Raw genomic sequence first — 25936 nt, forward strand, 5'->3', positions numbered from 1 at the left:
AAAAAGTTTAGACAAACCTAATAGAATAGTGTTTAATAAAAGTCGTTCCGCATCAACGAAAACAGCAAGAAGGAGCTATGACGATGAGTGAAGAAAATTTCAAATACTGCAAGGAATCAAAAGTTGTGAAAACCAGCAGGGTATTCCCCCTCGATACGAATAACCACCAAACGTTATTTGGCGGGAAATTAATGAGTTATATAGATGACATTGCTTCCATCTCGGCAGCAAGACACAGCCGTAGTGAAACAGTCACCGCATCAATGGATTCAGTTGATTTTTTAGAGCCGATTGGACAGAAAGAGTCCGTCTGCTTAGAATCTTATGTGACATGGGTCGGCACATCTTCTATGGAAGTATTCGTCAAAGTCATTAAGGAAAACTTGATGTCTGGAGAGCGCAGACTCGCAGCAACTTCATTTCTTACCTTTGTCTCGCTTGATGAAAACGGGAAGCCAAAACGAGTTCCACAAGTCATGCCGGAAACAGAGGAAGAAATCATGCTTCATCAAACAGCGAAGCAGCGGGCAGAGGAAAGAAAAAGCCGCCGAAAGCATAGTAAAGCTTTGGCTGACGCACTTGGGACGGATAAGCCTTGGGCGTAAAAATCACCCTTTAAGCGGTGATTTTTTTCTGAGCCGGTATCTTGCATGACAAGATAGTGTGTGGTAAGATCAAACTATCTTGTCATGCAAGGTACTGAAAGCGGAGGATCGATGATGACACAATCAACACAAATGCTAAAAGGAATTCTAGAGGGATGCCTACTGTCGATTATTTCTGAAGGTGAAATTTATGGCTATGAAATGACAAAGAAGCTTGCGCACTATGGGTTTGATCAAATTAGTGAAGGCAGTATTTATCCGATCTTGCTGCGCATGCAAAAAGAACAGCTGGTTCATACGTCCACAAAAGTATCGGCGAGTGGGCCGAAAAGGAAATACTATACGCTCACACAAAGAGGCGAAGAAGCGCTGACGGATTTTACCATGCGATGGAATGAGCTGTCAGGGAATGTAGAGCGATTATTACATAAAGGGAAGTGAGAAGATGGTAACAAAAGAAACGAGACACATCTTATTAGAGCTGCAACTCTATCTCATATCAAAAGGGAAAAATCAGGACGAGATCGACGAAGTGATGGATGAATTAACGACACATGCTGTCGAAGCTGAGAAAGATGGGAAAACAGGGGAAGATGTATTTGGCGGAGATCCACGGGGCTTTGCTGACGAGCTAGCGAAAGAGCTTTCTAGAAATCATAAAGACTGGGTTCCGTTTGTCAGTGCTTTTTTAATTGGATCTCTTTTTTACATGATGTTAGCAGATGCCATCAGTCAAAGTTTATCGTATTCTTGGTATGCACTCATTGGTTATCCACTAATCATAGTGGCCAATGTGATCATGACCATTGTGATGTTTAGAGCTTCTGCCTTTCAAACAAGCAGGAGGGCATTCTTTTACTTTTGGATATTAGGTGTTTTTCAGATGACAGCCTTGATCACAGTGAAATTATTGGACCAAAAACTTGGTACTCCTTTACTTGTGTTGACCTCGAGCCAAAGATGGGGCGTCATTCTTCTGTTGCTGCTGTGTATTGTCTTATTGAATGCCATTTTAAAAGCCAATATGGTGTCGCTCATTCCGGTGATCTTCTTTGGACCGCAACTCCTATTCGAATGGCTTGGATGGACATCACCTCTGATGCTTCTTTTCACAAGTCTGGTATCCATTGTGATTTTAGTCTTGCTCACAATCGCTTTTTTACAGAAAACAAACAAGAAAAATGAACATTTAATGTAGATAGAGCACATCACTTGCGATGTGTTTTTCTTTTTCTAAAAAAATGTAGATATGGGATCACATTTTTCTTTACAATGAGAAGAGGACAAAAATGAAAAGGGGTTCTGTGATTGGATATTGTATGGGGGTATGTACTCGTTTTTATATTGGCTGCTTTACCTTTCTTTGAAGTGGTTGGTGTCGTTCCGCTGGGGATTTTAAGTGGTCTGCATCCTGTGACAACGGCAGTTATTGGATTCGTCGGCAACTTTCTTACCGTCTTGCTACTCATCGTCTTCGTGGACCGATTTAAAGCGTGGTGGCTGAAGAGGAAAGAGGAGAAACATGATGAAAAAGGAGAGAAAAAACAGCTGAAAGCCAGAAAGGTTTGGGAACGGTACGGTCTCCCTGGTCTGGCACTTATTGGTCCTTTTATCATTGGCAGTCATTTAGCGGCTTTTATGTGTATGAGCTTCGGGACGAAAAGAAAACAAGTCACTGTGTGGATGACGGTCAGTTTAATCATGTGGACCGCATTAGCTGCTAGTTTAACGGGTGCGGGGTTCCATTACTTTGCCCCAGATTCAAATGGGTTGTTCGGAGATATTTTTAGCAAGTAAGCAGGGGGGATAACAAATGACACATCAAACACGGATCGTGCTTGAAACAGAGCGCCTCAGACTGAGAACAATGGATGAACACGATGCATCTTTTTTATATGAAAAGCTATTCCAAGATGAAGAAGTCATGAAGTACTATCCTTCAATAAAGGATGAAAAGCAGACAAAAGAGTGGATTGCTTGGAATCAAAAGAATGACCGCACGTACCATACATCCCTGTGGATCATTGAAGAAAAAGAAACGAAAGAACCACTTGGACAAAGCGGAATTGTTCTCCAAAACGTCGAAGGACAAACAGAGCTTGAAATTGGCTATATGCTAAAGAGATCGGCATGGGGAAAAGGATATGCTGTTGAGGCTGCAAAAGGCTGTCTTGCGTATGGTTTTGACGAAATGAAGGTGAGGCGAATGGTCAGCTTAATTCGCCCTGACAATGAAGCGTCAGTCAAGGTCGCAATGAAAATGGGGATGAAAAAAGAAAAAACCATTTCAAAATGGGATCAAATGATTGATGTTTACAGTGTTACTCGTGACGGAAAAAGCGGCTCGCTTGAATCATAAGGAGAGCCGCTTTTTCTTTTATAGACGCTGTTCTAACTGAAGTAAATATTTCTTTCGTTCGATTCCCCCGCCATATCCGCCAAGTTCACCGCTTGTTTGAATGACTCGATGACAAGGAATGATGATGGCCAACTGATTGGCACCATTTGCATTTCCAACTGCCCGAACCAAATGGGGATCGCCAAGCATGATGGCAAGATCTCGATACGATCTCGTTTCGCCTAGCGGAATCTGTAATAGAAGATCCCATACCCTTTTCTGAAAAGGGGTGCCATGTATAGCAAGTGGCACAGTAAACTGCGTGAGTTTCTTTTCAAAATATAAGGCCAGTTCCTTTGCTAATTGTTTATGGACGTTTGTTTCTCCAACTAAAATACGGGCATGATGTTTTTTTCTGATGTTCTCAATTTCTTTTTCTAATCCTCGCCTGTCCATAAATTCAAGCAAATACACATGGGTTGCATCTGAAATGCTCATCATCCGCCCAATCGGGGTAGAAATAAAATTCGCATGCAAAATATTGACTTGCGCCTTTTTGGGTGGATTTCCCATGATTTTCGTAAAGGCATCATTGAAGGCACTGGAAGACTCATAACCGAAGGTGACTTGCTGATCAATGACTTTTTTTCCGTTGAGAATCTCTTTAAACGCTAGCCCCATTCGGCGTGATCTAGCATATTGAACAAAGGTCATTCCATAGATTTCTTTGAATTTTCTCCGAGCTGTTGCAGAGTGAATCCCTAATTGGCGAAAATCTTCTTCTTTCCACCGTTTCTCAGGACTCTCTTCAACTGCTGATACAAGTGTTTTGACTTCTTCTGGAATGCTGTTAGGATATGTTAAAGGCGTGCATCGCTTACACGGCCGATACCCTGCAAGCAGTGCCTCCTCTGCTGTAAAGAAAAACTCGCAGTTCTCATATTTTGGTTTTCTAGCAGTGCACGTGGCATGGCAGAAGATGCCGGTTGTTTTAATACCAGCAAAAAACGTGCCATCATATTGCGGATTCTTATCAACAAGTGCTTGATAAAATTCGTGTTTTTGTTCGTCGGTCATCATCATTTGATCCACCTCTTGTTTTATTATATCAGTGATGTGGTCGTTCCTCTTTCTAACATTTAGTATACTTCGCTTTCATCCACTTTCTTTCGAAAAATGAACAAGTATATTTGAAGGGAAAAAGCAAAGTGGTAGACCGGCATATCAGGGTGTGATACACTTTTTCATACAGAATCGGCTCTACGCTAGATCTGATTATCATGAATTGGTTTTCTAGGGTTCCGTGCGGGCAGCGCAGTCTGGACCGAGAGAAAACACATAGGGTCTAGACAATAGACCGTATGGACACGGAGGGATAAAAGCCCGGGAGATTTGATCAAACGATCGATTTCCGGGCTTTTTTTATTGCTTGGAATCGGTAAGAAAGGAAGAGATTGAATGAAATGGGGAAATGTTTTGATTGCAGCCGTATTTGAAGTCGGCTGGGTGATGGGGTTGAAATATGCTGGCTCTATATTGGAATGGAGTGCAACCATCGTTTGTATTGTTGTCAGCTTTTATTTACTCCTGAAAGCCACGACTGTACTTCCAGTTGGCACACTTTACGCCGTTTTCACCGGACTTGGAACAGCCGGTACGGTCATAGTAGGGATGGTCATGGGTGAACCGGTACAGCTAGTAAAATTACTTTTGATCATGGTGCTTTTAAGCGGTGTATTAGGACTCAAATTGACCACAGGTGAAAAGAAAGGGGAGGCTGAATCGTGAGCTGGCTTTTACTCATTGGGGCAGGCATCTTAGAAATGCTTTGTGTCACCATGATGAATCAATTCCAGAAAGATCGCCATGTCAAATGGATTTTCTTCATAGCAGCTGGATTTTCGCTATCCTTTTTGATGCTGTCTCTTGCGATGAATACAATTCCGATGGGAACGGCGTATGCGATTTGGACAGGAATCGGAGCAGCTGGAGGAGCGATTGTTGGGATGCTGTTTTATGGTGAGTCGAAAGACGCAAAACGTATTTTCTTTATCGCACTCATTTTATCAGCAGCGGTCGGGTTGAAAATCATTGAATAAGAAAAGGCTGGCAAACATGTGCCAGCCTTTTTTCTACATCGAATGATGATTGGAATCGTTTTCATTTTTGCGGTAAAGCTGACCCACAAGCAGAAAACATACACCAAATGTAAGTAAAGGAATGAGTCTTTCTCCGGTCATAAATAGATAAATGCCCGTGATTAGACATACGATGCCGAGCCAAAAGCTCACTTTACCAAACAAAGTCATGCTTTTCATCTCCATCACTCCTTTTGTGATAAAAGGTCTATTCATATTATATCACGCCAGGTGCAGAATTGAATGAATATTCAATAAAAAATACGCCGCTTAATTGCTTTTTCTCTTTCCAGTCCAGTATAATATTTCATTAGAATGAAAAACGTAAATGAGGTCATAAGACATGAGAACATTGATTACAGAGAAACTTGAATTACACAGACAAAAGCATGAGCAAAAAGGAAGGCTTTTAGTCAGCTGCCCGGATCAGCCTGGTATTGTGTCAGCTGTTTCTACTTTTTTATTTGAACATGGAGCAAACATCATTGAATCTAGTCAATACACAACAGATCATGAGAGCGGCCGGTTCTTTTTAAGAATTGAATTTGATTGGAAAGACATCTCGGCCAACTTAGATCAACTGAAAAGCAGCTTTGAGCCAATTGCGCAATCATTTCACATGACGTGGAGCATGTCGCGTGCAAGTGATCTGAAAAAGCTGGCGATCTTTGTGTCCAAAGAGCTTCATTGTTTACATGAACTTTTATGGGAATGGCAAAGCGGTAATTTAATGGCTGAAATAGCGGTTGTCATCAGCAATCATGAAACGGCACAAGATACAGTCGAAGCACTCGGCATTCCATTCCACTTCGTGAAGGCAAATAAAGACATTCGCCAAGATGCAGAAAAACAGCAGCTTGCATTATTAGAAGAATATGATATTGATGCGGTTGTGCTTGCTAGATATATGCAAATTTTGACGCCAGCCTTTATCGAACAGCACCCGAACAAAATCATTAATATTCATCATTCCTTCCTGCCGGCTTTTATAGGGGCTAACCCTTACAAGCGTGCATATGAGCGAGGGGTTAAACTGATTGGTGCGACTTCTCATTACGTGACAAATGATTTAGACGAAGGGCCAATCATTGAACAGGATATTGAGCGGGTAGATCATAGAGATGATGCAGAGGCATTAAAAAATATTGGCCGCACGATTGAGCGCAGCGTGCTTGCCCGAGCTGTCAAATGGCATCTGGAAGATCGAATCATTGTTCATGAGAATAAAACGATTGTGTTTAATTGACCGCTTGACTTTTCTGAAGCAATTGGTGATAATATAAAAAAATTAACGAGCGTTGAGAAGGAATAGTAAGCAGGACCTGCTGTGTAAAAGAGAGCAAATGACATGCTGAAACATTTGCCGCAGACAGCTGCTGAACCTACCCTTTGAGCCTTAGAGGAAAAATCTAAGCGCATGCCTGGCGTTACAGGAGTTGAGTGGAATAAGCAGACGTATGCTTATTCAATGAAGGTGGTACCACGGAAAATCCCTTTTTCGTCCTTTACATAAGGAGAAAAAGGGATTTTTTATGTGGTGAAAGGTATAGCGGAGGGAATCAATGATGAAAAAGCAAAGGATCGTCATAAAAATTGGTAGCAGTTCATTAACAGAGCAAAAGGGTGCCATTGATGAACACAAAATGCAGGATCATGTCAAAGCCATCGCAAAGCTAAAAGAGGCAGGGCATGAAATCATTCTCATTTCGTCAGGTGCCGTTGCGGCGGGATTTGGCAGTTTAGGATATCCGTCAAGACCTGTGACCTTAAAAGGGAAGCAGGCTGCTGCTGCCGTAGGTCAAGGCTTGTTAATGCAGAAATACACAGAACTATTTTCACAGTTTCAGATGACGCCTGCACAAATGCTTTTAACACGTAATGACTTTTCAGATCGTACAAGATATCGAAATGCTTACGCAACGATGATGGAACTGCTCGAAAGAAAAATTTTACCGATCATTAATGAAAATGATTCTGTGTCCATCGAGGAGCTTACCTTTGGTGATAATGACATGTTATCAGCACTTGTCAGTGGCTTAATTCATGCAGACCAATTGATCATTTTAACAGATATCAACGGAATTTATGATGCCAATCCAAGTGAGAATCCTGATGCGAAGCGGTTTGATGTGCTGACTCACATTTCAGATGAATTGTTCTCATATGCGAAGAGTACGGGTTCAAAGGTTGGAACAGGCGGGATGAAATCTAAGCTTTCAGCTGCACAAACAGCTCTCTCCCTTGGCGTTAAAGTCTTCATTGGCACAGGTACAGGGGAAGACAAGCTTCTTCACATTCTCGCTGGTCAAGGGGACGGCACATATATTGGTGAACAAGACTTATCATCAGTCAATAACCGTCGCCAATGGATTCAATTCCACTCACCAGTCTCTGGAAAGATCATGATTGATGCGGGGGCAGAGGCGGCGATTTTGCATAATGGAAGGAGTCTTCTTCCAGCTGGTGTCATTGATGTAGCTGGTGAATTTTCTAAAGGAGAGGTCGTCGAAGTTGTTGGTCCAAACGGATTAGTCGGTAAAGGACAAACATTGTATGATTCAGATGAGCTTCTTGGCATTAAAGGGATGCGAAGTCATGAGCTTTCTCATGAAAAACCTGAAGTCATTCACCGAGATCACTGGGTTCAGCACGTACAAAACTGAGGAGGGAAAACGATGAATGAAGTTCTAGAAAAAGCAAAAAAGGCAAGCGCAGCCAAAGATCAGCTGCTATTAAAAACGACTGAACAAAAGAATGCTGCATTAGATGCTATTGCAAAAGCATTAAAAGCATCTTCAGCTTATTTAATTGCCGAAAACCAAAAAGATGTTCAGGCGGCTATAGACAAAGAGTTCACGCCATCTGTGATCGACAGAATTACATTAACAGAAGAGAGAATTGAAGCGATTGCAGACGCTACGCATCAACTCATTCAGCTCAAAGACCCAATTGGTGAAACATTAGAGACCATTCAAAAAGAAAACGGGCTTCTCATTGAAAAAGTACGTGTGCCTCTTGGAACGGTTGGGATGATTTACGAAGCAAGACCAAACGTGACAGTCGATGCGGCCACTCTTTGCTTGAAAACTGGAAATGCTGTGATTCTTCGAGGAAGTTCATCGGCCATTCATAGTAATAAAGCGATTGTGAAAGTCATTCATGAAGCGCTGCAACCAACGGATATTCCCGTAGACAGTGTACAATTGATTGAAGATACAGGCCGTGAGACGGCTAAAACCCTGTTCACTTTAAATGACTATCTAGATGTCCTTATTCCACGCGGCGGGAAACATTTAATTGATCTTGTTGTGAGAGAGTCTACTGTTCCAGTACTTGAGACGGGTGCAGGGAATTGTCATATTTACATTGATGAAACAGCCCAAAAAGAAATGGCTGAACAAATTGTTCTGAATGCGAAAACACAAAGGCCATCTGTTTGTAATGCCATTGAGAGCATTGTCATTCATGAAACATGGGCAAAAGAACATGGCGCTTCGCTTTTTGAAGCACTTCAGACACATGGTGTAGAAATACGGGGCGATGAAGCAGTATGTGCACTTGCACCTAGTGCCACATTAGCGACGACCACTGATTTTGAAACGGAATTTTTAGCGCCGATTGTCAGTATTAAAACAGTCAAGACCATGGAAGAGGCGATACAGCATATTCAAATGTATAGCTCTAAGCATTCTGAAGCGATCATTACGGAAAACGAGCAGCATGCGGCACTTTTCTTAACAGCCGTTGATGCTGCCGCTGTATATCATAATGCATCTACCCGGTTTACAGATGGCTTTGAATTTGGCTACGGAGCGGAAATCGGCATTAGCACACAAAAATTGCATGCTAGAGGACCAATGGGTCTGCCAGCCCTAACCTCTGAAAAATTTGTCATTCGTGGTCAAGGACAAATAAGAGAATAACCCATCCAAAAAGAGAGTCTTATCGCACAAGGCTCTCTTTTTCCTTTCATTTTTGTATTTCTCCGGTCAAGTATGATAAAATATGGTAATGTTTTATATTTTGAGAAGATTGGAGAAGGCAACGTATGGCGAAAATCATTCCCTCTTCGGATATTGGAGTGAAAATCAACAAGTGGTATGAATTAATCCGCAGATTTGATTCAGAACAAGCAGAACAGTTAAAGCAGGAAATTCGCACCTCTCTTGATTCAATGGAAGAAGATCAGAATTTGCTTCTCTATTTTTCTTTAATGGAATTCAGGCATGAGGTCATGCTCGATTATTTAAAGCCATTAAAGGAAGGAAAGCTTCGCGCCAACTTTTCCGAGCTTTCGAAAGAAATAGATGAGCATCAAACGCATGTCACAGGCATGCTTGAATATTACTATCATTTCTTCAGAGGCATGTATGAGTTCGGCCGGAGAGAGTACATTGCTGCCATATCGTCCTATCAAAAGGCAGAGCACAAGCTTTCTTTTGTATCCGACGATATTGAACGTGCAGAATTTCATTTTAAAATGTCAGAAATATATTATCACATGAAACAAACACACATTTCGATGCACCATGCCAAACTAGCGCTGGATGTCTATATTCAGCACGAACTATATGCGCTTCGTACCATTCAGTGTGAATTTATTGTAGCCGGTAATTATGATGATATGAGAAGGCATGAAAAGGCATTGCCACATCTCGAAAGAGCACTTGCAAGATCAAGAGACTTTCAGAATGTGCGTTTTATTGCTTCTTCTTTGTTTAATATGGGCAACAGTTATTACAGAATGGGAGACTTGAACCGCGCACTCGACTTAATGAAAGAATCCATCTCATTATTTGATCAAAACCAATCTGATCATCTTCGTCGATCGATAGACCCTCTTTATACAGCCGCTCAGATCTTATACAAACAAGGTAAAAACGATGAAGCATTATATTACAGAGAAGAATGTATGAAACGAGCAGAAGCTCTGCAGGATGACATTCATATTCAGAAGACCATTTTTTTAGAAGCGTTGTACTTACGACAAGATGCAGAGCATATTAAACGGATTTTCCATTTTTTAGAATCTTCCTATGCATATCCAGATATAGAAGAGCTGGCTTTAGACACCGCAAAGTATTATAATGAAATGGAGGATTATGAAAAATCTTCCATGTTCTATGGGGAAGCGGAACATGCTCGTATCTATATTCAGAGAGGGGATTGTTTATATGAATTTTAAAAAATGGGCAGTCGTCTGTACAAGCATTACGATCTTGGCATTATGGATCACATCACCTAATGCCGACCCCGATAACAGAAACCATACGCTAGAAAAACCGAATCCGCAGCATATCACGATCTAAAAAGCCCTTTTTAAAGGGCTTTTTTTATTGACCGCTTCAATCATCGTAGGTTGCACATTCATAAAAATAAAAAATGGAGGAAAGATGAAAGTGAGTGTTTTTCGTTGACTCTTGAATTTAAATTGTGTACAATTCAATTGTAGAAAATATTAATAGAGCGAAAGAGGGTTATATTCATGTCAGAAGTTTTATTTACTGCAACGGTATCAGCTGTAGGAGGAAGAGAAGGTAAGGTTGTTTCAACAGATGGTGTACTAGAGCATGATGTAGCAATGCCAGGAACGCCAAGAGCGAAAAAGCTTGAGAAAGCAACGAATCCAGAGCAATTATTCGCAGCGGGCTATTCTGCATGTTTTGATTCAGCTCTTCAAATGGTCGCAAGACAAGAGCGTATCCGTTTTGAAAGTGAAGTAACGGCACATGTAAGCTTAATCAAAGACAGTTCAGAAGGCGGTTTCAAACTAGGTGTCAAATTAGAAGTAAAAGGAACTGGAATTGAGCAATCTGCACTTGATGAACTTGTTCATAAAGCACACGGCGTTTGCCCATACTCAAAAGCAACGCAAGGAAACATTGAAGTAGAATTAGTAGCTGTCGCTCAATAATAGACATCAAAAAAAAGGCTGAGGGAATATTCCCTCAGCCTTTTGATTGTGTTAATTTTTGCAGAAGCTCATGTAAAGAAGCGCGAAGTGTTTTCAGCTCTTCTTCTGATCTGCCTGTTCCAGACAGCATTTGAAATGGAATCGAAGTGGCCTTCTCTTGTAAAGCTTCTCCGTATTCTGTTAAACGAATTTGGACCGAACGCTCATCCTCTTTTGAACGTTCACGGATGATGAGTCCATTTTGTTCCATTCGTTTTAGCATAGGTGTGAGTGTACCGGAGTCTAAATATAAAAGCTCTCCCATTGTTTTCACATTTAATGTCCCATGCTCCCATAACAAAAGCAGTGCCAAATATTGCGGGTATGTGATATTTAACTCTTCTAATAATGGTTTATATTGCTTCGTCATTTCTCTTGAACTTGCATATAACAAGAAACAAAGCTGATTTTCCAGCTTCATATGTTCAAATTCATTTGTCATATCTGTCACCAACTATTTTTTGTCATACTTATCATTGTATAAGATTTTCTTCCTTTTTAAAATAAATACAGACTAAAAATGAAAAATTCTTCAATGTGCCATAAATGTTTGAGCAACGAATAGAACGTGAAAGGTATAAGTAGAAGAAGGAGGAGATCAAGATGAAACCATTATTTACTGCAAAAGTAAAAGCACAGCACGGAAGAGCAGGACATGTTCGTTCTGATGATGGTGTGCTTGACCACAACATTGTGATGCCAAACGCAAAGAAAGATGGAGAAACTGGTACGAATCCTGAACAATTATTTGCAGCGGGTTATGCGGCCTGCTTCGGAGGGGCGCTTGAACAAGTCGCCAAGAAGCAAGGTGTCGAAATTGAATCAGAAGTAGAAGGACATGTCAGTCTATTAAAAGATGAAAGTGATGGCGGTTTTAAACTTGGCGTGAAGCTGATTGTTTCCGCTAAAGGGCTCGACCACGACAAAGCGAAAGAGCTTGTTGAGGCTGCACATGAATTCTGTCCATATTCAAAAGCAACAAGAGGAAACATCGAAGTAGAGCTCGAAGTGGCGGAATCATGAAAAGAAAAAAGGGCTAAAATTTAGCCCTTTCTCAAGCATCTACTGACACCTGCTGTGGAGCAGGTGTCTTTTTTAATATTCTTTCTTTTTGTCGTATGTGTCCCATGCTTCAAATGGAGCAAGGGTTTTTTGAAGGGTCAGCTGGTAAAATGGAATGTTTCTTGATTCGTATTCTTTATTGATTTCTTCATAAATAAAGGAGTCATCAAAACCAGAAGTCGCTGCATCCTTGTGTCCAGCGGCAAAATATACGGCCTTTGGTCTAGCCCAATAGATAGCACCAAGACACATTGGACAAGGCTCACAACTTGTATACAAAATACAGTCTTCTAATTGGTATGTATGTAGTGTTTGGCACGCCTTTCGAATAGCTGTCACTTCTGCATGTGCAGTTGGATCATTACTCGTTGTGACATTGTTGCTTCCCTCTGCAATAATCTGACCGTCTTTGACAATGACCGCTCCAAAAGGACCGCCTGTGCCACTATTTACTCCTTCTACTGCAAGATCAATTGCGCGTTGTAAAAAAGCTTCGTGATTCATTGTCTTCCTCCCTTTGTTCGACTGACTTCTCTAGTATAAACGAATCATGATAGAAAAGGAATCATTGGAGGAGGAGATCGAACAGGACAATTTGCGCATAAAAACCCCTGCCAAATGTTCAGCAGGGGAAGAGTGAGTCCATTATGCGTGCTGCGCTAGCTTTTTACGAGCGACTTCAGCAGCTGTCACCATGTTTTTCAAAGCAGCAATGGTTTCAGGTTCTTGTCTTGTTTTCAGTCCACAGTCAGGGTTGACCCAGAAGCGATCTGTCGGACATACGTTCAGTGCATCATCAATGATTTTACTCATTTCTTCAACAGATGGAACGCGCGGGCTGTGGATGTCATATACCCCAAGTCCAAGACCTTTCAAATACGGGTGTTTTTCTAAATAATCGAGGAACCCGCCATGACTACGTGAATGCTCAATCGTAATCACGTCTGCATCAAGGTCTTCAATCGTATCAACAATATCCTCGAAGTTGCTGTAGCACATATGTGTATGAATTTGCGTTTCATTTTGAACAGACGATGTCGATAGACGGAATGACTCTGCTGCCCAGTTTAAGTATGCTGCCCAATCACTCTCTTTTAAAGGAAGACCTTCTCTTAGCGCAGGTTCATCCACTTGAATCACTTGAATACCCGCTGCTTCTAACGCTTCTACCTCTTTACGTAAAGCAAAAGCGATTTGGAAGGCAATGTCTTTACGAGAGATATCTGTTCTTGGGAAAGACCAGTTTAAGATCGTGACAGGCCCTGTCAGCATTCCTTTGACTTTTTTCTCTGTTAAGCTTTGAGCGTAAACCGTTTCTTTCACTGTCATTGGCTCTGTAAATTCTACATCTCCATAAATGATCGGCGGCTTCACGCAGCGTGATCCATAAGATTGAACCCAAGCGAATTTTGTAAAGGCAAATCCAGCGAGTTTTTCACCGAAGTATTCAACCATGTCTGTACGTTCAAATTCTCCATGAACGAGTACATCTAGGCCAATCTCTTCTTGAATATCAATCCATCTTTTTGTTTCTTTTTTAATAAATTCATCATACTCTGCATCTGTCCACTCATTTTTGCGCCATTTTTGACGAGCACTGCGCACCTCAGCTGACTGAGGGAAGCTTCCGATTGTTGTGGTTGGAAGAAGCGGCAGTTCAAGAGATTCATTTTGAATGCGTAGTCGTTCTTCAAAAGCAACTGGACGTTTAAAATCTTTTGATGAAAGGCTGTTGCGCTCTGCTGTCAGGTCCGCATTCGTTCCTTTCGCGAATTCTTTTAACGTCAGAAGTGCTTCATTTGCTGCATGGATGTCTGCATCAATGGCAGCCGCTCCTTTTGATAAGCCTTCTTTTAATAGCGTTAATTCAGCCAGCTTTTCAGTGGCATAAGAAAGTCCGTTTAATAGTTTTTCTTCAAGCTGTTCGCTCGGATGTTTTGCAACTGGGACATGTAGCAGGCTGCTTGAAGGCTGCAGCCATACTTCTTTCGGCTGAACATCAGCAATCACTTCAGAAATAAACGATAATCTTTCTCCTAGATCTGATCTCCAAATATTTCTGCCGTCAATGATACCGGCTGCTAAAATTTTATCTTTTGGGAAGCCGTGTTTTTTCAATTGTTCAAGGTTTCGTCCTTGATCATGGACAAAATCAAGACCGATGGCTTCAACAGGATACGTCACAAGCTCTTCATAGGCATCTACTGAGTCAAAGTATGTTTGAAGGAGAACGTTTAAGGCAGGTACAGCTTCTTTAATCGTTTGATAGATGGCTTTTACTGCTTTCACGTCTTCACTTGAAGCTGTGACTAAAGCAGGCTCATCAATTTGAACCCATTTTACACCGGCTTCTTCAAGCTCTTTTAACAACTGAGTATAAAGCGGCACTAGGCGTTGCTGAATCTCTTTCACTTCATTGGCTTCATAGCCTTTAGAAAGAGAAACAAATGTATAAAGACCAAGAACGACAGGTTTTGTTTCAACACCAAACGCTCTTTTCACCTTTTCGTATGCTTCAAGCGGTTTGTTATGTGTGAGTTTGAATTCTGTGCTTTTTTCGTATTCTGGAACGATGTAGTGATAGTTTGTATTAAACCATTTTGTCATTTCACTTGAGACAGCATCTTTTGTTCCTCTTGCCATCGCAAAGTATGTATCTAGCGGGTCTTTCAAGCTGCGGAAGCGCTCTGGAATCCAATTGAACATAACGGCAGTATCCAGCACGTGATCGTAGAAGGTGAAGTCCCCAGAAGGAACAACGTCAATTTGTTGATCAATTTGAGTTTTAATAGCGGCTAAAAATTGTTCATCGAGTGTGCTTAAGAGGGTTTCTCGGTCAGTTTGACCTTTCCAATAAGACTCAAGTGCTTTTTTCCATTCTCTGTTTAAACCAATTCGCGGAAAACCTAGATTACTTGTTTTAACAATTGTCAATTCCAATTCCTCCTCTAAATATAAAAAGACACTCACACTCATGGTCAAGATTGATGAGGGCAAATGTCTGGTTTAAAAAGACAAAATGTGTGTGCGAAAGAAGGCGTAAGTATCAATGACGAACGCTTTTCCGACATCTCCTATCAACCGTAGGGGGTTTGATGTGATAGAGCGGCTGGTATCCTGGCTAGTGAATCTGCAAGCTTTTCATCCTTCCCATCTTCACGACAGTGGATGATTAACGAAAAGCTCTCCTCACTTACAGTGGCGGGACCGCGCCGGATTTTCACCGGTCTTCCCAATTAAAATTCGACGTGTGATCGAATTACCGACTCTCAAACTATGAATTTATTGTGTTCGATTATATAACGTTCACTTCATTTCGTCAAAGTAAATTTTGAATAATTTTAATTAAAAAAATCCTGAGAAAATTCTATCTTTTCTCAGGACCTAACATGTACCTATAGAGACAAAAGTTCTGCTTCCAATGTTTTCTCAAGAAGCACATCTGGTGCAGTTAAATATAAAAACCCGTTTCCTACAAGGGTTTTCGATTGTTTTAGCGGAAGGGTTCTTCGTACGAGCTGAGCATATACCTCAGGTTCTGTCAGCTTACGCTGGAACGCTTCTTCTTCGGCATTTTTAATAATGGCGAGTGCACCGCTCACATGAGGGGCAGCCATGGAAGTGCCTGTTAGTCTTCCGTATTTATGGTTAGGGAGAGTGGATAAAATGTCTTCACCTGGAGCGACGAGGTCGATTTCTTTATTCGCATTGGAGAATTCAGAGGATTCTCTTGCAAGAGAGACAGAGCCGACGGCAATGACCTCGTTGTATGCAGCTGGGTAGGAGAACTCTTCAGTACGCTCGTCTCCGTCACCTTCATTTCCTGCTGCGCAGACAACAAGCACACCGCTGCTTACCGCATGTTGGATGGCCTTTTGCAGTTCTGGTTCATTGCTTGGCCCACCGAGAGACATGGAAATAATATCAACCTTCTGTTCAACCGCATAGTTAATGCCATTGATAATCCATTCGTATTTCCCGCTGCCATTTTTCCCTCCAAGAACTTTCACGATCAACAGCTTGGCTTCAGGCGCAACACCTAAAATGCCGCCATTTTGATCCGTTGCTGCAATCGTTCCTGAGACATGGGTACCATGCCCGTTGTAGTCTTTTACATTCTCAGCATCGCCATTGTCATCATCGGTAAAGTTTTTTCCTCCGATAATCTGATCTTTTAAATCGGGATGCTCCGTGTCGCAACCTGTATCAAGGACAGCAATGGTTATGCCTTTTCCTTTGAAGCCACTTGACCAAAGTTCGGGTGCTTTAATCTCCTGAATACTTTCCGGCGTCTCTTTCGCTTCCATCACATTGGCTTTTACTTCATACGGAATTAAGCGAATTTCACCTTTCATAAGAAAGCCCTCCTTATTTTGTTTTCAAAGTAGATTCAGGTTGCGTAATGTTATTGTATAAAACAAATGTTTGATCGGAAAGGGTCAATTGTAATAATTTTTCAAATAATCAAATAATTATTTATTGTGCAGTTCTCCTCATATCTTGCCGAAAGAAGTCACCTTTTGAGGAAAACTCTTAGTATCATATGAAAAAGAATGAAATGTTGCATAGTGAGCTTGCACCTGTACAGATGAAAATGGGTGAAAAGAACTAAAAAAGGCAGATCGGAAAAACAATCATATAAAGAGATAGAGGATGACAGAAAAGAAAATGGTACATGGCATGTGCAGATAATTGTTTTTTCATTATAATGATCGAAGGAATATAAAATGTAAAAAGTATTTGACATTTTTTAAGCGGATGATATGATTGAAATGTAAAAAGTATTTGACATTTTGATTGGGAGGGGACTAACCGTTGGATGTTGTCAAAGTTGTGTATTCAGTCATCTTATTAGTGGTCGGACTGTTCATTTTTATCGCGCCTATGATTCAAAAGGGTGATGAAAGAAAGAGATTTATCTACTCAAAAGCTCAATCGTATGCATTTATGGTGGTCATTGGTATGCTTTTATTAGAAGTCGCAGAGTCCATATTTTTAACGACCCAAGGGAACAATTCTGATAAGGGGTTTGGGATTTCTCCCATCATGTTCCTAACTGTGATTTCGGTCATATATTTAGTTACATTACTCATATACAGAAAAAAATATGGTGATTAAATTGCAAAATCATATAAGAGAACTAAGGAAATCCATTAAATTATCCCAAGAAGAACTTGCTAAACGGTGTAAGGTCTCGAGACAAACCATCAATGCCATTGAAAACGATAAGTATGACCCTACTTTACAATTAGCCTTTGACATCGCCTCTGTTTTGAATACGACTGTAGATGAGCTTTTTGTCAGTCAACCTAAAAAGAAGTAAGGGACCAGCCTCAGAAAAGAGGCTTTTTTTGTTGATTTGTGTAATGTGCAAGGATCAGCTGAAAATAAAAATCAACCATATTACATAACAATTCCTCTTTCATGAAAAATAAGATATGAAGATTGTGACTGTTCCAATGGAGAAAGGCAACATATAATAATGGAAAGACAAGCTTGCCTTTCAGATAGGAGAGATAGAGATGAACAAAGGGAAGATACTCGTGGTAGAAGATGAAAAGAAAATTGCAAGAGTGCTGTCATTAGAACTTGAATATGAAGGATATGAGGTCACAGTCCAAGATACAGGGATGAAAGGACTCCAGGCACTCGAGGAGGAGAGTTTTGATTTAGTGCTTCTAGATGTCATGCTTCCAGAATTAAGCGGACTTGAAGTGCTTAGAAGGGTTCGAAAGACAAATACGGCAACACCGATCATTTTGATTACCGCAAGAGGAAGTGTTCCCGATAAGGTCAGCGGTCTTGATCTTGGGGCAAACGATTATATTACAAAACCCTTTGATATAGAAGAATTATTAGCGCGAATTCGTGCACAGCTGAGGTTCAATCACAATGCGCAAGAGGAAAAGGAAATTGAGCTAAGTATTGCAGATTTAACGGTGAATGAGAAAACAAGAGAAATTCAAAGAGGCGATCAGACGCTTGAGCTGACACCGAGAGAATATGACTTGCTTGTTCATTTATTGAAACATCAGCAGCAAGTGCTCACAAGAGATCAGCTTTTAACAGCTGTTTGGGGTTTTGATTATTTTGGTGACACGAATGTGGTTGATGTCTATATTCGCTATTTAAGAAAAAAAATCGATTACCCGTTTGAAAAACAATTGATTCACACAGTGAGAGGTGTGGGTTATGTGATGAAAGGATAAAGCATGAGATTAAAAAATAAGATCCAGCTTTATACATCGTTGTCCTTGTTTTTAATGGTGCTGCTGTTTCATACAGCGATTTATTTTATTTTTTCGATGACCTTGACGCAAAAAGATATGTCCAGACTGTCGGAAGTAGCTGAAAATATTGCTATTGCACTAAAGAAGTCAGAAGAAGAGGGACTTCCATCTTCAGAGCTTCTGAAAGCGTATCTGCCTCAAAATGGTATGATCCGTGTCGTCACAGAGAAAGGTGAATCAAAGCTGACCGTCACGAAGGAATCTACGTTTAGCTCACTTCCTTTTACATACGAATCTGGTCAGACAGCAGAAATTCAAGAATACAATAAGCATATGATTGCGTTCGCGGCTATCCCTGTCATTTGGACAAATGGGGACATTGTGTCGCTGCAAGTATATGAAGAAATTGAAAATACAGAAGAGAACTTGGCGTTATTAAAAATGATTTTAATCGCTACTGGCGTTTTGTTTATTGTGCTTTCTTATTTTGCAGGCCACATTTTAACAAAACAAATTGTCCGCCCAATTAGTCGAATGACCAATACGATGAAAGCAAGTATGAGAGAAAAGGCATTTAAACGAATTGAATTAACAGGCGATTCAAAGGATGAACTGTATCAAATGGGTCAAACCTTTAATGAAATGGCCGAAATTCTCGAGAAACATTATGAGAAAGAGCAGCAATTTTTGCACGATGCTTCTCATGAATTGAAAACACCCATTACCGTCATCATGAGCTACAGCAATTTACTAAAACGCTGGGGGCAAAGCCGGCCAGAGGTCGTAGAAGAATCCTCTCAAGCCATTCATGATGAGGCAAAAAAAATGAAAAGGCTGACAGATCAACTACTCACACTGGCGAAAAATGGGCAGCCGCTTTACTTGGACATGAAGCCGGTTGATCTTGGTCATTTGTGCAGCCAAGTTGGTCATACACTTGAAGTGGCAACCAATCGAACCATCCTTACTCATGTACAAACAGATCAGCCTGTGATTGCTGAAGGAGACGAAGAGAAGATCAAACAGCTTTTGACCATCTTGATTGATAATGCGGTTAAATATAGTGCAGAGCCAGTTGATGTGAACTGCGGACGAGCAGGAGAGAAACCGTTTATTTCGGTTGTTGACAAAGGAATTGGCATAAAAGAAGAGGATCTGCCGAAAATCTTTGACCGCTTTTTCCGTGTGGATGAAGCGAGAAACAGTGAGACGGGCGGGACTGGACTTGGCCTGTCAATTGCGAAGCAAATTGCTGAAGAGCATGGGGCTGAGCTAAAGGTAGACAGCCGTATCGGTGAAGGAACCGTGATGACCATTCTTTTTCAGAAATAAGTAGGTCTTTTCTCATCAATTTCTCATTTCCTCCTTATAAAATAGGAAATAGGAAGGAGGCGCTGCATGTCTAAAAAAATGAAAATGCTGCTTACGCTCGCAGGATGTCTTTTCATTCTTGTGGCTTTTGCAATGCTCATGATTCAAACCATTGACCAAAAAATATTAAGCGAAGCAGACATTAAAAAAATCATCGCAAAAGACTACAATGGAAACATCACAAATATTGATCTGATCAATCATAAACAGGACTATACATTGACGCTTGAAAATTCAAATGGCATCTATCAAATCATTGCATCTTCCTCAAGCGGTCAAATGAAAGAGATGAAACAGTTAAAGAGCTATCAAAAACCAAATGAGAAAAATGCCGAACTCCAAGCAGAAGAAGTGGCAGTGAAAAAAGTGAAGGGTACCGTGATTCAAAAGAAAGAAAAATCGGATCGCTTTATCTTTACGATTCAATCAAAAAAAGAACTGTATCAAGTGGATGTTGAGAAAGACACGTTCAAGGTGATTGAAGCAGAAAAGAAACAGCCAACCTCTAAAGAAAAGAAGCTGACAAAAATAACGGTAGAAGAAGCCATTCAGATTGCCGTAAAAGAAGTGGGCGGCACAGTGGATGATGCAGATCTTGAAACTTTTAGCGGAATGCTCGTGTTTGAGGTAGAGCTCGATTTGCCGGATGGAAGAGAGGCAGAGGTATTAGTGAATGCCTATACAGGAGATATTGAAGGCATTACGTACGAAAACTAATCATTTTCTCATGATTTTCTCATGTTCCTTTCCTTCCTTTATCATCTTGTTTTTTTAAGATAAAGGAGAAATCAAACAGAGGAGGAGTTAAACATGATAAAAAAAGTACTAGTAGCTACAGCATTCACAGGAGCCCTTGTCGCAGGTGGTTTCACCCTTCAAGCGCAAAATACAAATCAAACGGCAAATGCCGAACAAGTGGTGCAAAAGAAATCTTCATTTGTCTCAAAGAAACAGGCTGAAAAAGCAGCATTAAAAGTTGTGAAAGGCTATGTAGATGATGTAGATCTTGAGCGTAAAAAAGGAAAATGGGTATATGAGGTCGAGATTAAAAAAGGCGGCTTTGAATATAAAGTATATGTCGATGCCAAAACAGGCAAAGCGCTCAATGATCCAGTCAAAGAAAAGAAACAAAATGTAAAAATCACCAAAAAACAGGCTGAACAAATTGCCCTTGCAAAAGTAAAAGGAACAGTCACAGATTCAGAATTAGATAAAGAAAATGGTGTGTACTTGTATGAAATTGAAATTACGACACCAAGCGGTGAAGAAGTTGATTTTGAGATTTCCGCTAAAACAGGCAAAATCCTCAAGCAAGAATGGGACGATTAAGCTATAAATGAACCTTTGAGCGTGATAGAAAACCTTTGCAGCCCTAGGAAGGACGAGTACTGGTGCGGGGCGAATTTGACATTCGTGAGCACCAGCACGCACATGCTGAACCTTACACTTTTATGTGTAAGGTTTTTTCATTGGGACAAACTACTGGGAAGGAGGCGAGAGAATATGATGAAGAAAAAAGAAGAAGAACAGACGATGGATCGTGCGGAATATGTTCCCCATCCTGATGGAGAAGGATATGCTTTGTTTTTGCATGATTCTTTTCATCTCCTCTCCCAAGAGGATATGAATCAGCCGGAAGAGGAATAGAAGACGTGAAAGGGCGATGGTCAACTTGTCTATCGCTCTTTTTTTGAAAAGTAAGCGAATACATCAGGAAACTTGGCATCTTGCTTATTGACATCATTGCGCTTTTTCTGTAATCTCAGTGTGTCAACAATATGAGACTTCGTTAGGTGAGGCTCCTGTATGGAGATACGCTGCTGCCCAAAAATGTCCAAAGACGCCAATGGGTCAACAGGAATCATCGACATAAGGTGATTTTTAATGCAGCTGGATGAATCCTATGCCATACAGTGCTAAAGCTCTACGATTGAAGGAGCAAGTGTTTATTTGTCATGCTTACAAAGCGCCTTCATTCGGTTGAAGGTGCTTTTTTATGAGAAAAGGAGGTGTGGGGATGGATCATCCCGATTCGAGACACATAGAGAGTATGTCAAAAGATCAGATTGACGCATCAGATAGAGGAGATCCTGACCCCCGCACAATCTAAGGGATTCGGGTATCTCCTGATTTTGGGGAGGTAACAGCGATGATACAGAACATTACGTACGATGAACTCATTTTACGCATCATTATTTTACTAAGAGATGGAAAACGTAAAGAATTTAAAAACATTATGGAAGAACTTCAGCCTTATGATATGGCCTACTTATTCAAGGAGCTTCCAGAAAAACACCGCGGCCGCTTTCTCAGCTTTTTAACAGTCGATGACGTGACGGAAATGATGGGTGAACTGGAGCGGGAATATCAAGAGATTGTTCTTGAAAAAGTAGGGAAAGACAAAGCCACCTTCGTCACAAACAAAATGGATAACGATGATCTAGCCAACTTGTTTGATGAGATGGAGGATGAGCTGAAGGATCAGCTTTTATCTAACATGGAAGCAGAGGAATCCAAGGCCGTCCAGCTTCTCATGAATTACCCTGCTGAGACAGCAGGCCGGATCATGACCAATCGGTACGTTTGGATTCCGCAGCATTATACGGTTCAGGATGCCGTGGTGAAGCTGAAAAGCTTTGCTGAAATTGCAGAATCGATCAACTACTTATATGTCATAAATGATCAAAAACAGCTTGTAGGGGTACTCTCATACAGGGATCTTATTTTAGGTGAACCGGATGAAAAAGTGCAGGATCTTATGTTTACAAGAGTCATTGCCGTTGGTGCCTTTCAAGACCAGGAAGAAATCGCAAAACTCATTGAGCGATATGATTTCCTTGCCATCCCTGTTGTAGAAGAGAACAATGTCTTAGTCGGAATTGTGACAGTCGATGATATCATTGATGTTGTGATTCAAGAGGCAGGAGAAGACTATGAAAAGTTTGCTGCCTCTGGTAAAGATATCACGTTCGACACACCGGCATTTGTGGCGGCATACCGCCGTCTTCCATGGCTCATTTTGCTTCTATTCATTGGGCTGATTTCAGGCAGTATCTTAAATTATTTTGAAGATACCTTGCAGCAAGTCGTTGCTTTAGCATTCTTCATGCCGATGATTGCAGGTATGACAGGGAATACAGGGACACAGTCTCTAGCGGTTGTCATTAGAGGATTGTCAAAAGAGGAATTAACGAAAAAAACCATTATGCGCTTGATTTTCAGAGAGCTGAGAACAAGTATTTATATTGGGATTGTTTGTTCAATCATTATTACGGTCGTTGCCATGGTATGGCAGGGCAATATGATTTTAGGTTTTGTTGTTGGTTCCTCGCTTCTTGCAACACTGATTATTGGGACAATGGCAGGTACGGTCGTGCCGATTATTTTACACAGATTAAACGTCGACCCAGCCATTGCATCTGGACCGCTGATTACAACATTGAATGATATTTTATCCTTACTCATCTATTTTGGAATTGCAACAGCATTTCTTCATACACTGATGTAGTCAAAAGACTGTAAAATGTAACGTTTTACAGTCTTTTTTGAATAAAGATTGCATATAGCGCTTCCATCCTTTACATTTTAAGGAGAAGGTGGGAGAAAAAAATGAAGAAGTTTTTATTCATTTTCATGTGCATTGTTTTGCTAAGTGCATGTTCAAGAGAAGACGAGGGGAAAGACAGAAGACTTGTGGCATCAGAGCATATGCTTGAAGCGATAACTGAAGGAAATAAACGAAAAATGGACAATGTCTATGTCGAAGGCGCAGTCCCAAGCCCAAGTGACATTCTTAAATCGAAAAAGGAATGGGGAATTGAGACGCTTTCTTATGAAGATTTTCAATTGGAAGAAGCCAGCATCCATGTCTTTCATGCAAATTATAAAGATGTAAACACTGGAGAAAAAAAGGCGCTTGCCTTTCGGGTGAAAGAAGATCCTGAAAAAGGCGGCGTACGAATTGACTTTGTAGGGGTTATTGAAGGAACTGACGCTTCATCTAAATAAAAAGTATCGTTCATATGCTTTATGATAAATCAGGCATAAGTTGAGATAATGTAAAAGGATAGAAGAGCTGAAAGAATGTCGCTCTATCTATCCTCTTTTTTTAACACACATGATCTTATAAATGAAAACAATGATTTGTCTCAGATCACATATTCGTAATGCCTATTAACTCCATAAATTGTGACAGAGCACTGGTCATGTACGAATCACGTCGCCTGATCAACACAGTGGGCACGATCCGATGTGGTTCCGGTAATGGATGACAGGTAAATTTGCCTTCCCCCCGAGATTCAACCATAGATTTTGGTAATATAGTCACTCCCAGCCCGCTTTCAACACATTTAAGGACGCCCTCTAACGTACCATATTCCATGACCTTCATAGGAGGATAGCCGTTGTTCTCTAGCCACTTTTGCCATCGTCCTAAATAAATACAATGGGCGAATGACGAGAGCAACGGCTCATGTAAAATAGATTCTACCTGGAATTGCTCCGTGGAGTAGCTTGTAATGAGAACGAGGGATTCTTCCAATACAGGATACTCGATGATTTCTGGATGAAGAATTGGCCCATCTACTAACGCGCTGTCTACTTTGTAGTTGAGGATAGCGCTAACTTGGTCGACTGTAGGTGCCATATACAAGCTCAATTCTACTTGTGGAAATTTTTTGTGATATTCTGTGAAAATGCTGGGCAATCTTGTAGATGCGGTGGACTCTATAGATCCAATGTGTAAAGATCCCCGCGGAGTAGAGGAAAGCTTTACTGCTTCTATCGCTTCTTCGTAATCGTATAGTAATTTATTTACATAGGGCAGCAGTTCACGTCCTGCAGGCGTTAAAGATATTTTCTTATGATATCGATAGAGAAGAGGTACACCTAACTCTTGTTCAAGACGTTGGATTCTTGCGGTGACATTGGACTGCACATAATTTAATTTTTGAGCAGCTTTTGTGATGCTTTGTTCAATGGCAACGGCTTTAAATACTTCCAAAGATTTAATATCCAAACTAACTCTCCTTTTTTGCATCACAAATTATGATGATCTATATGCTATTTTTTGATTTTACGTGATCCAAAGAAGTATGTAAACTAAATGATAGAAGAGGTTGATGCTCATTGTGGCGTCCCTTTTATCTGATCGAGAGGAGAAAATGAGAATTTTTTAGCTGTGGCAACTAAAACAGACGTTTCCATTTAATAAGGAGGGGAATCGATTGATTTCAAAGGTAAATATCGAAGAAAAATTTTCGCAAATAAATGATTATTGGAATCCTAGAATAGGTGGAGAGTTGAACGACTCATACATGAAAATGGTGAAAATGAAGGGTGAATTCATTTGGCATCACCATGATGATGAGGATGAAATGTTCTTTGTGTGGAAAGGCAATCTAGTCATCCGTTTTAGGGATAGGGAAATAACGCTTCATGAAGGGGAATTTCTTGTGATTCCAAAAGGAGTTGAACATCAGCCAATTGCTGAAGAAGAAGTTCACTTGCTCTTAATAGAACCCAAAACGACGCTAAACACGGGGAATGTGCTCAATGAACGAACTGTTTCGATTCCTGAACAAATTTGAAAAACTAAATCGTTAAAGATCAAGTACTTTAGGGGATAAATAGTTGAATGGTTGTTTTAGCTAATAACGAGGCTGCAATTGCTGCCTCGTTTTGTTGCTTCAATGATTCAAGATGAGCTGTAACGCATTTGCTTTCGCTACCTGAAATAGACTCTTCAGCAAGAATCGGTCTTTGGGTCAGTTCGTGCTTTCATCGATTCATATTCAGGACGATCAGATGCTAAGTCTATTTTGCCGAGTAAGCGATTGTTATTTAGTTCATCGATTCTTGTACCGGAAGTGCGCGTTGATCTGTCCTTCCAGCATTTTTTTCTTATATTGTCCGCTTTTTAATGCCTGTTCTTTTTTCTTCATGTCTTTTAAAATTTCCGCTGTCTGCACACCATCTTCCCGTTTATTGGCGATATCCATTAAACGTTCTACATCAGAAAAAGAATATTTCCGTGTGCCTCTTGTTGAGCGCTGGGGGTAGATGAGTTTACGTTCCTCATAATATCGGATTTGCCTGACGGAAAGTCCTGTTAATTCACTGACAATCCCAATTGAAATGACTTTTTTATCTTTATAAGATACATCTTCCTGCGTCATATCCTCACCCCTGCAAGTCTTTTCTTCATATTATATCGAACAGTCAGTAAAAAAACCTAATGT

The 25936-nt window shown here is 40.7% G+C and carries 32 protein-coding genes, 3 riboswitches and 1 other annotated feature; of the genes, 24 read left to right on the forward strand and 8 right to left on the reverse strand.

The features are described from left to right. Positions 1-83: 83 nt before the first annotated feature. The 5 genes from NSQ64_RS07205 (at position 84) to NSQ64_RS07225 (ending at position 2964) form a co-directional block, all read left to right on the forward strand. The gene (locus tag NSQ64_RS07205; protein ID WP_008346212.1) at positions 84-605 is read left to right on the forward strand and encodes an acyl-CoA thioesterase; all 522 of its coding nucleotides are present in this window, start codon (positions 84-86) and stop codon (positions 603-605) included. Between the two features lie 114 nt (positions 606-719). Next, positions 720-1046 carry a PadR family transcriptional regulator gene (locus NSQ64_RS07210; RefSeq protein WP_045034946.1) on the forward strand — a complete coding sequence of 109 codons (327 nt, stop codon included), beginning with the start codon at positions 720-722 and terminating at the stop codon, positions 1044-1046. 4 nt (positions 1047-1050) lie between these two features. Continuing rightward, positions 1051-1803, forward strand: coding sequence for an HAAS domain-containing protein (locus NSQ64_RS07215; protein WP_142154844.1), 753 nt, complete (start codon positions 1051-1053; stop codon positions 1801-1803). 110 nt (positions 1804-1913) lie between these two features. Beyond that, a complete protein-coding gene (locus tag NSQ64_RS07220) occupies positions 1914-2402 on the forward strand; it encodes a small multi-drug export protein (protein WP_007498817.1) in 489 nt (162 codons plus the stop codon). A 16-nt stretch (positions 2403-2418) separates the two neighbouring features. After that, positions 2419-2964, forward strand: a complete 546-nt coding sequence (locus NSQ64_RS07225) for a GNAT family N-acetyltransferase (RefSeq protein WP_341015789.1) — start codon at positions 2419-2421, stop codon at positions 2962-2964. An 18-nt stretch (positions 2965-2982) separates the two neighbouring features. Here NSQ64_RS07225 and NSQ64_RS07230 read toward each other — a convergent pair whose 3' ends face one another. Next, positions 2983-4026, reverse strand: a complete 1044-nt coding sequence (locus NSQ64_RS07230) for a bifunctional transcriptional activator/DNA repair enzyme AdaA (protein WP_341015792.1) — start codon at positions 4024-4026, stop codon at positions 2983-2985. 199 nt (positions 4027-4225) lie between these two features. Next, positions 4226-4335: riboswitch (guanidine-I (ykkC/yxkD leader) on the forward strand. Between the two features lie 66 nt (positions 4336-4401). Here NSQ64_RS07230 and NSQ64_RS07235 point away from each other — a divergent pair. Together NSQ64_RS07235 and NSQ64_RS07240 are read left to right on the forward strand one after the other, a co-directional pair. After that, positions 4402-4731, forward strand: coding sequence for a DMT family transporter (locus NSQ64_RS07235; protein WP_024719620.1), 330 nt, complete (start codon positions 4402-4404; stop codon positions 4729-4731). After that, the gene (locus tag NSQ64_RS07240; RefSeq protein WP_017367096.1) at positions 4728-5042 is read left to right on the forward strand and encodes a DMT family transporter; all 315 of its coding nucleotides are present in this window, start codon (positions 4728-4730) and stop codon (positions 5040-5042) included. Before NSQ64_RS07235 ends, NSQ64_RS07240 begins: the two co-directional genes overlap by 4 nt. Before the next feature lie 33 nt (positions 5043-5075). On the opposite strand, the gene NSQ64_RS07245 is transcribed toward NSQ64_RS07240, so the two are convergent. Further along, complete coding sequence (locus NSQ64_RS07245) at positions 5076-5261, reverse strand: hypothetical protein (RefSeq protein WP_341015795.1); 186 nt, start codon at positions 5259-5261, stop codon at positions 5076-5078. Positions 5262-5424: 163 nt separating this feature from the next. Between NSQ64_RS07245 and purU the strand changes: the two genes are divergently transcribed. The 6 genes from purU (at position 5425) to NSQ64_RS07275 (ending at position 10995) form a co-directional block, all read left to right on the forward strand. After that, positions 5425-6327, forward strand: coding sequence for a formyltetrahydrofolate deformylase (gene purU, locus NSQ64_RS07250; RefSeq protein ID WP_341015797.1), 903 nt, complete (start codon positions 5425-5427; stop codon positions 6325-6327). A 43-nt stretch (positions 6328-6370) separates the two neighbouring features. Further along, positions 6371-6590: a binding site (T-box leader), on the forward strand. 56 nt (positions 6591-6646) lie between these two features. Continuing rightward, a complete protein-coding gene (gene proB, locus NSQ64_RS07255) occupies positions 6647-7744 on the forward strand; it encodes a glutamate 5-kinase (RefSeq protein ID WP_138278441.1) in 1098 nt (365 codons plus the stop codon). A 12-nt stretch (positions 7745-7756) separates the two neighbouring features. Next, entirely contained in the window at positions 7757-9004 is a 1248-nt protein-coding gene (locus NSQ64_RS07260) for a glutamate-5-semialdehyde dehydrogenase (protein ID WP_041092333.1), read from the forward strand. 125 nt (positions 9005-9129) lie between these two features. Beyond that, positions 9130-10266 carry a Rap family tetratricopeptide repeat protein gene (locus NSQ64_RS07265; protein ID WP_024719625.1) on the forward strand — a complete coding sequence of 379 codons (1137 nt, stop codon included), beginning with the start codon at positions 9130-9132 and terminating at the stop codon, positions 10264-10266. Continuing rightward, on the forward strand, positions 10256-10390 hold the full coding sequence (locus NSQ64_RS07270) for a hypothetical protein (RefSeq protein WP_008346190.1): 135 nt from the start codon (positions 10256-10258) through the stop codon (positions 10388-10390). Before NSQ64_RS07265 ends, NSQ64_RS07270 begins: the two co-directional genes overlap by 11 nt. 176 nt (positions 10391-10566) lie before the next feature. Continuing rightward, on the forward strand, positions 10567-10995 hold the full coding sequence (locus NSQ64_RS07275; protein ID WP_341015801.1) for an organic hydroperoxide resistance protein: 429 nt from the start codon (positions 10567-10569) through the stop codon (positions 10993-10995). Positions 10996-11029: 34 nt separating this feature from the next. Here the strand turns inward: NSQ64_RS07275 and NSQ64_RS07280 are convergent, their stop codons facing one another. Continuing rightward, the gene (locus NSQ64_RS07280) at positions 11030-11476 is read right to left on the reverse strand and encodes a MarR family winged helix-turn-helix transcriptional regulator (protein WP_008346188.1); all 447 of its coding nucleotides are present in this window, start codon (positions 11474-11476) and stop codon (positions 11030-11032) included. Between the two features lie 161 nt (positions 11477-11637). Between NSQ64_RS07280 and NSQ64_RS07285 the strand changes: the two genes are divergently transcribed. Continuing rightward, positions 11638-12057: an organic hydroperoxide resistance protein gene (locus NSQ64_RS07285; protein ID WP_008346186.1), complete on the forward strand. Its 420-nt coding sequence runs from the start codon at positions 11638-11640 to the stop codon at positions 12055-12057. Between the two features lie 72 nt (positions 12058-12129). On the opposite strand, the gene NSQ64_RS07290 is transcribed toward NSQ64_RS07285, so the two are convergent. The 3 genes from NSQ64_RS07290 to NSQ64_RS07300 form a co-directional block, all read right to left on the reverse strand. Beyond that, positions 12130-12600 carry a nucleoside deaminase gene (locus NSQ64_RS07290; protein ID WP_008346184.1) on the reverse strand — a complete coding sequence of 157 codons (471 nt, stop codon included), beginning with the start codon at positions 12598-12600 and terminating at the stop codon, positions 12130-12132. Positions 12601-12741: 141 nt separating this feature from the next. After that, complete coding sequence (gene metE, locus NSQ64_RS07295) at positions 12742-15030, reverse strand: 5-methyltetrahydropteroyltriglutamate--homocysteine S-methyltransferase (protein WP_024719629.1); 2289 nt, start codon at positions 15028-15030, stop codon at positions 12742-12744. A 156-nt stretch (positions 15031-15186) separates the two neighbouring features. Next, positions 15187-15379, reverse strand: a riboswitch (cobalamin riboswitch). Positions 15380-15491: 112 nt separating this feature from the next. Continuing rightward, positions 15492-16451, reverse strand: a complete 960-nt coding sequence (locus NSQ64_RS07300) for a S8 family peptidase (RefSeq protein ID WP_007498796.1) — start codon at positions 16449-16451, stop codon at positions 15492-15494. Positions 16452-16911: 460 nt separating this feature from the next. On the opposite strand from NSQ64_RS07300, the gene NSQ64_RS07305 reads away from it, so the two are divergent. The 9 genes from NSQ64_RS07305 (at position 16912) to NSQ64_RS07345 (ending at position 23705) form a co-directional block, all read left to right on the forward strand. Further along, positions 16912-17214 (forward strand): hypothetical protein, encoded by a 303-nt coding sequence (locus NSQ64_RS07305; RefSeq protein WP_041092341.1) that lies wholly within the window; start codon positions 16912-16914, stop codon positions 17212-17214. A 1-nt stretch (position 17215) separates the two neighbouring features. After that, a complete protein-coding gene (locus tag NSQ64_RS07310) occupies positions 17216-17419 on the forward strand; it encodes a helix-turn-helix transcriptional regulator (protein WP_008346178.1) in 204 nt (67 codons plus the stop codon). 199 nt (positions 17420-17618) lie between these two features. Further along, positions 17619-18305: a response regulator transcription factor gene (locus NSQ64_RS07315; protein WP_019743445.1), complete on the forward strand. Its 687-nt coding sequence runs from the start codon at positions 17619-17621 to the stop codon at positions 18303-18305. Between the two features lie 3 nt (positions 18306-18308). Next, positions 18309-19658, forward strand: coding sequence for a sensor histidine kinase (locus NSQ64_RS07320; RefSeq protein ID WP_024719631.1), 1350 nt, complete (start codon positions 18309-18311; stop codon positions 19656-19658). 66 nt (positions 19659-19724) lie between these two features. After that, on the forward strand, positions 19725-20414 hold the full coding sequence (locus tag NSQ64_RS07325; RefSeq protein WP_047945988.1) for a PepSY domain-containing protein: 690 nt from the start codon (positions 19725-19727) through the stop codon (positions 20412-20414). Positions 20415-20507: 93 nt separating this feature from the next. Continuing rightward, a complete protein-coding gene (locus NSQ64_RS07330; protein ID WP_008346169.1) occupies positions 20508-21026 on the forward strand; it encodes a PepSY domain-containing protein in 519 nt (172 codons plus the stop codon). Between the two features lie 174 nt (positions 21027-21200). Further along, positions 21201-21344: a hypothetical protein gene (locus NSQ64_RS07335; protein ID WP_008346168.1), complete on the forward strand. Its 144-nt coding sequence runs from the start codon at positions 21201-21203 to the stop codon at positions 21342-21344. Positions 21345-21475: 131 nt separating this feature from the next. After that, positions 21476-21639: riboswitch (M-box (ykoK) riboswitch) on the forward strand. Positions 21640-21846: 207 nt separating this feature from the next. Beyond that, entirely contained in the window at positions 21847-23205 is a 1359-nt protein-coding gene (mgtE, locus tag NSQ64_RS07340) for a magnesium transporter (RefSeq protein WP_007498785.1), read from the forward strand. A gap of 101 nt (positions 23206-23306) precedes the next feature. Beyond that, positions 23307-23705 (forward strand): hypothetical protein, encoded by a 399-nt coding sequence (locus NSQ64_RS07345; protein ID WP_058337429.1) that lies wholly within the window; start codon positions 23307-23309, stop codon positions 23703-23705. A gap of 145 nt (positions 23706-23850) precedes the next feature. Here the strand turns inward: NSQ64_RS07345 and NSQ64_RS07350 are convergent, their stop codons facing one another. Beyond that, a complete protein-coding gene (locus NSQ64_RS07350; protein WP_039170301.1) occupies positions 23851-24714 on the reverse strand; it encodes a LysR family transcriptional regulator in 864 nt (287 codons plus the stop codon). Between the two features lie 208 nt (positions 24715-24922). Here NSQ64_RS07350 and NSQ64_RS07355 point away from each other — a divergent pair, with 208 nt between their 5' ends. After that, positions 24923-25285 (forward strand): cupin domain-containing protein, encoded by a 363-nt coding sequence (locus NSQ64_RS07355; protein WP_081105410.1) that lies wholly within the window; start codon positions 24923-24925, stop codon positions 25283-25285. 258 nt (positions 25286-25543) lie between these two features. On the opposite strand, the gene NSQ64_RS07360 is transcribed toward NSQ64_RS07355, so the two are convergent. Beyond that, positions 25544-25873 carry a MerR family transcriptional regulator gene (locus NSQ64_RS07360; protein WP_007498778.1) on the reverse strand — a complete coding sequence of 110 codons (330 nt, stop codon included), beginning with the start codon at positions 25871-25873 and terminating at the stop codon, positions 25544-25546. Between the last annotated feature and the right edge of the window lie 63 nt (positions 25874-25936).

The sequence above is a fragment of the Bacillus sp. FSL W8-0183 genome, from assembly GCF_038006825.1.
GTDB classification, from domain to species: domain Bacteria; phylum Bacillota; class Bacilli; order Bacillales; family Bacillaceae; genus Bacillus; species Bacillus altitudinis.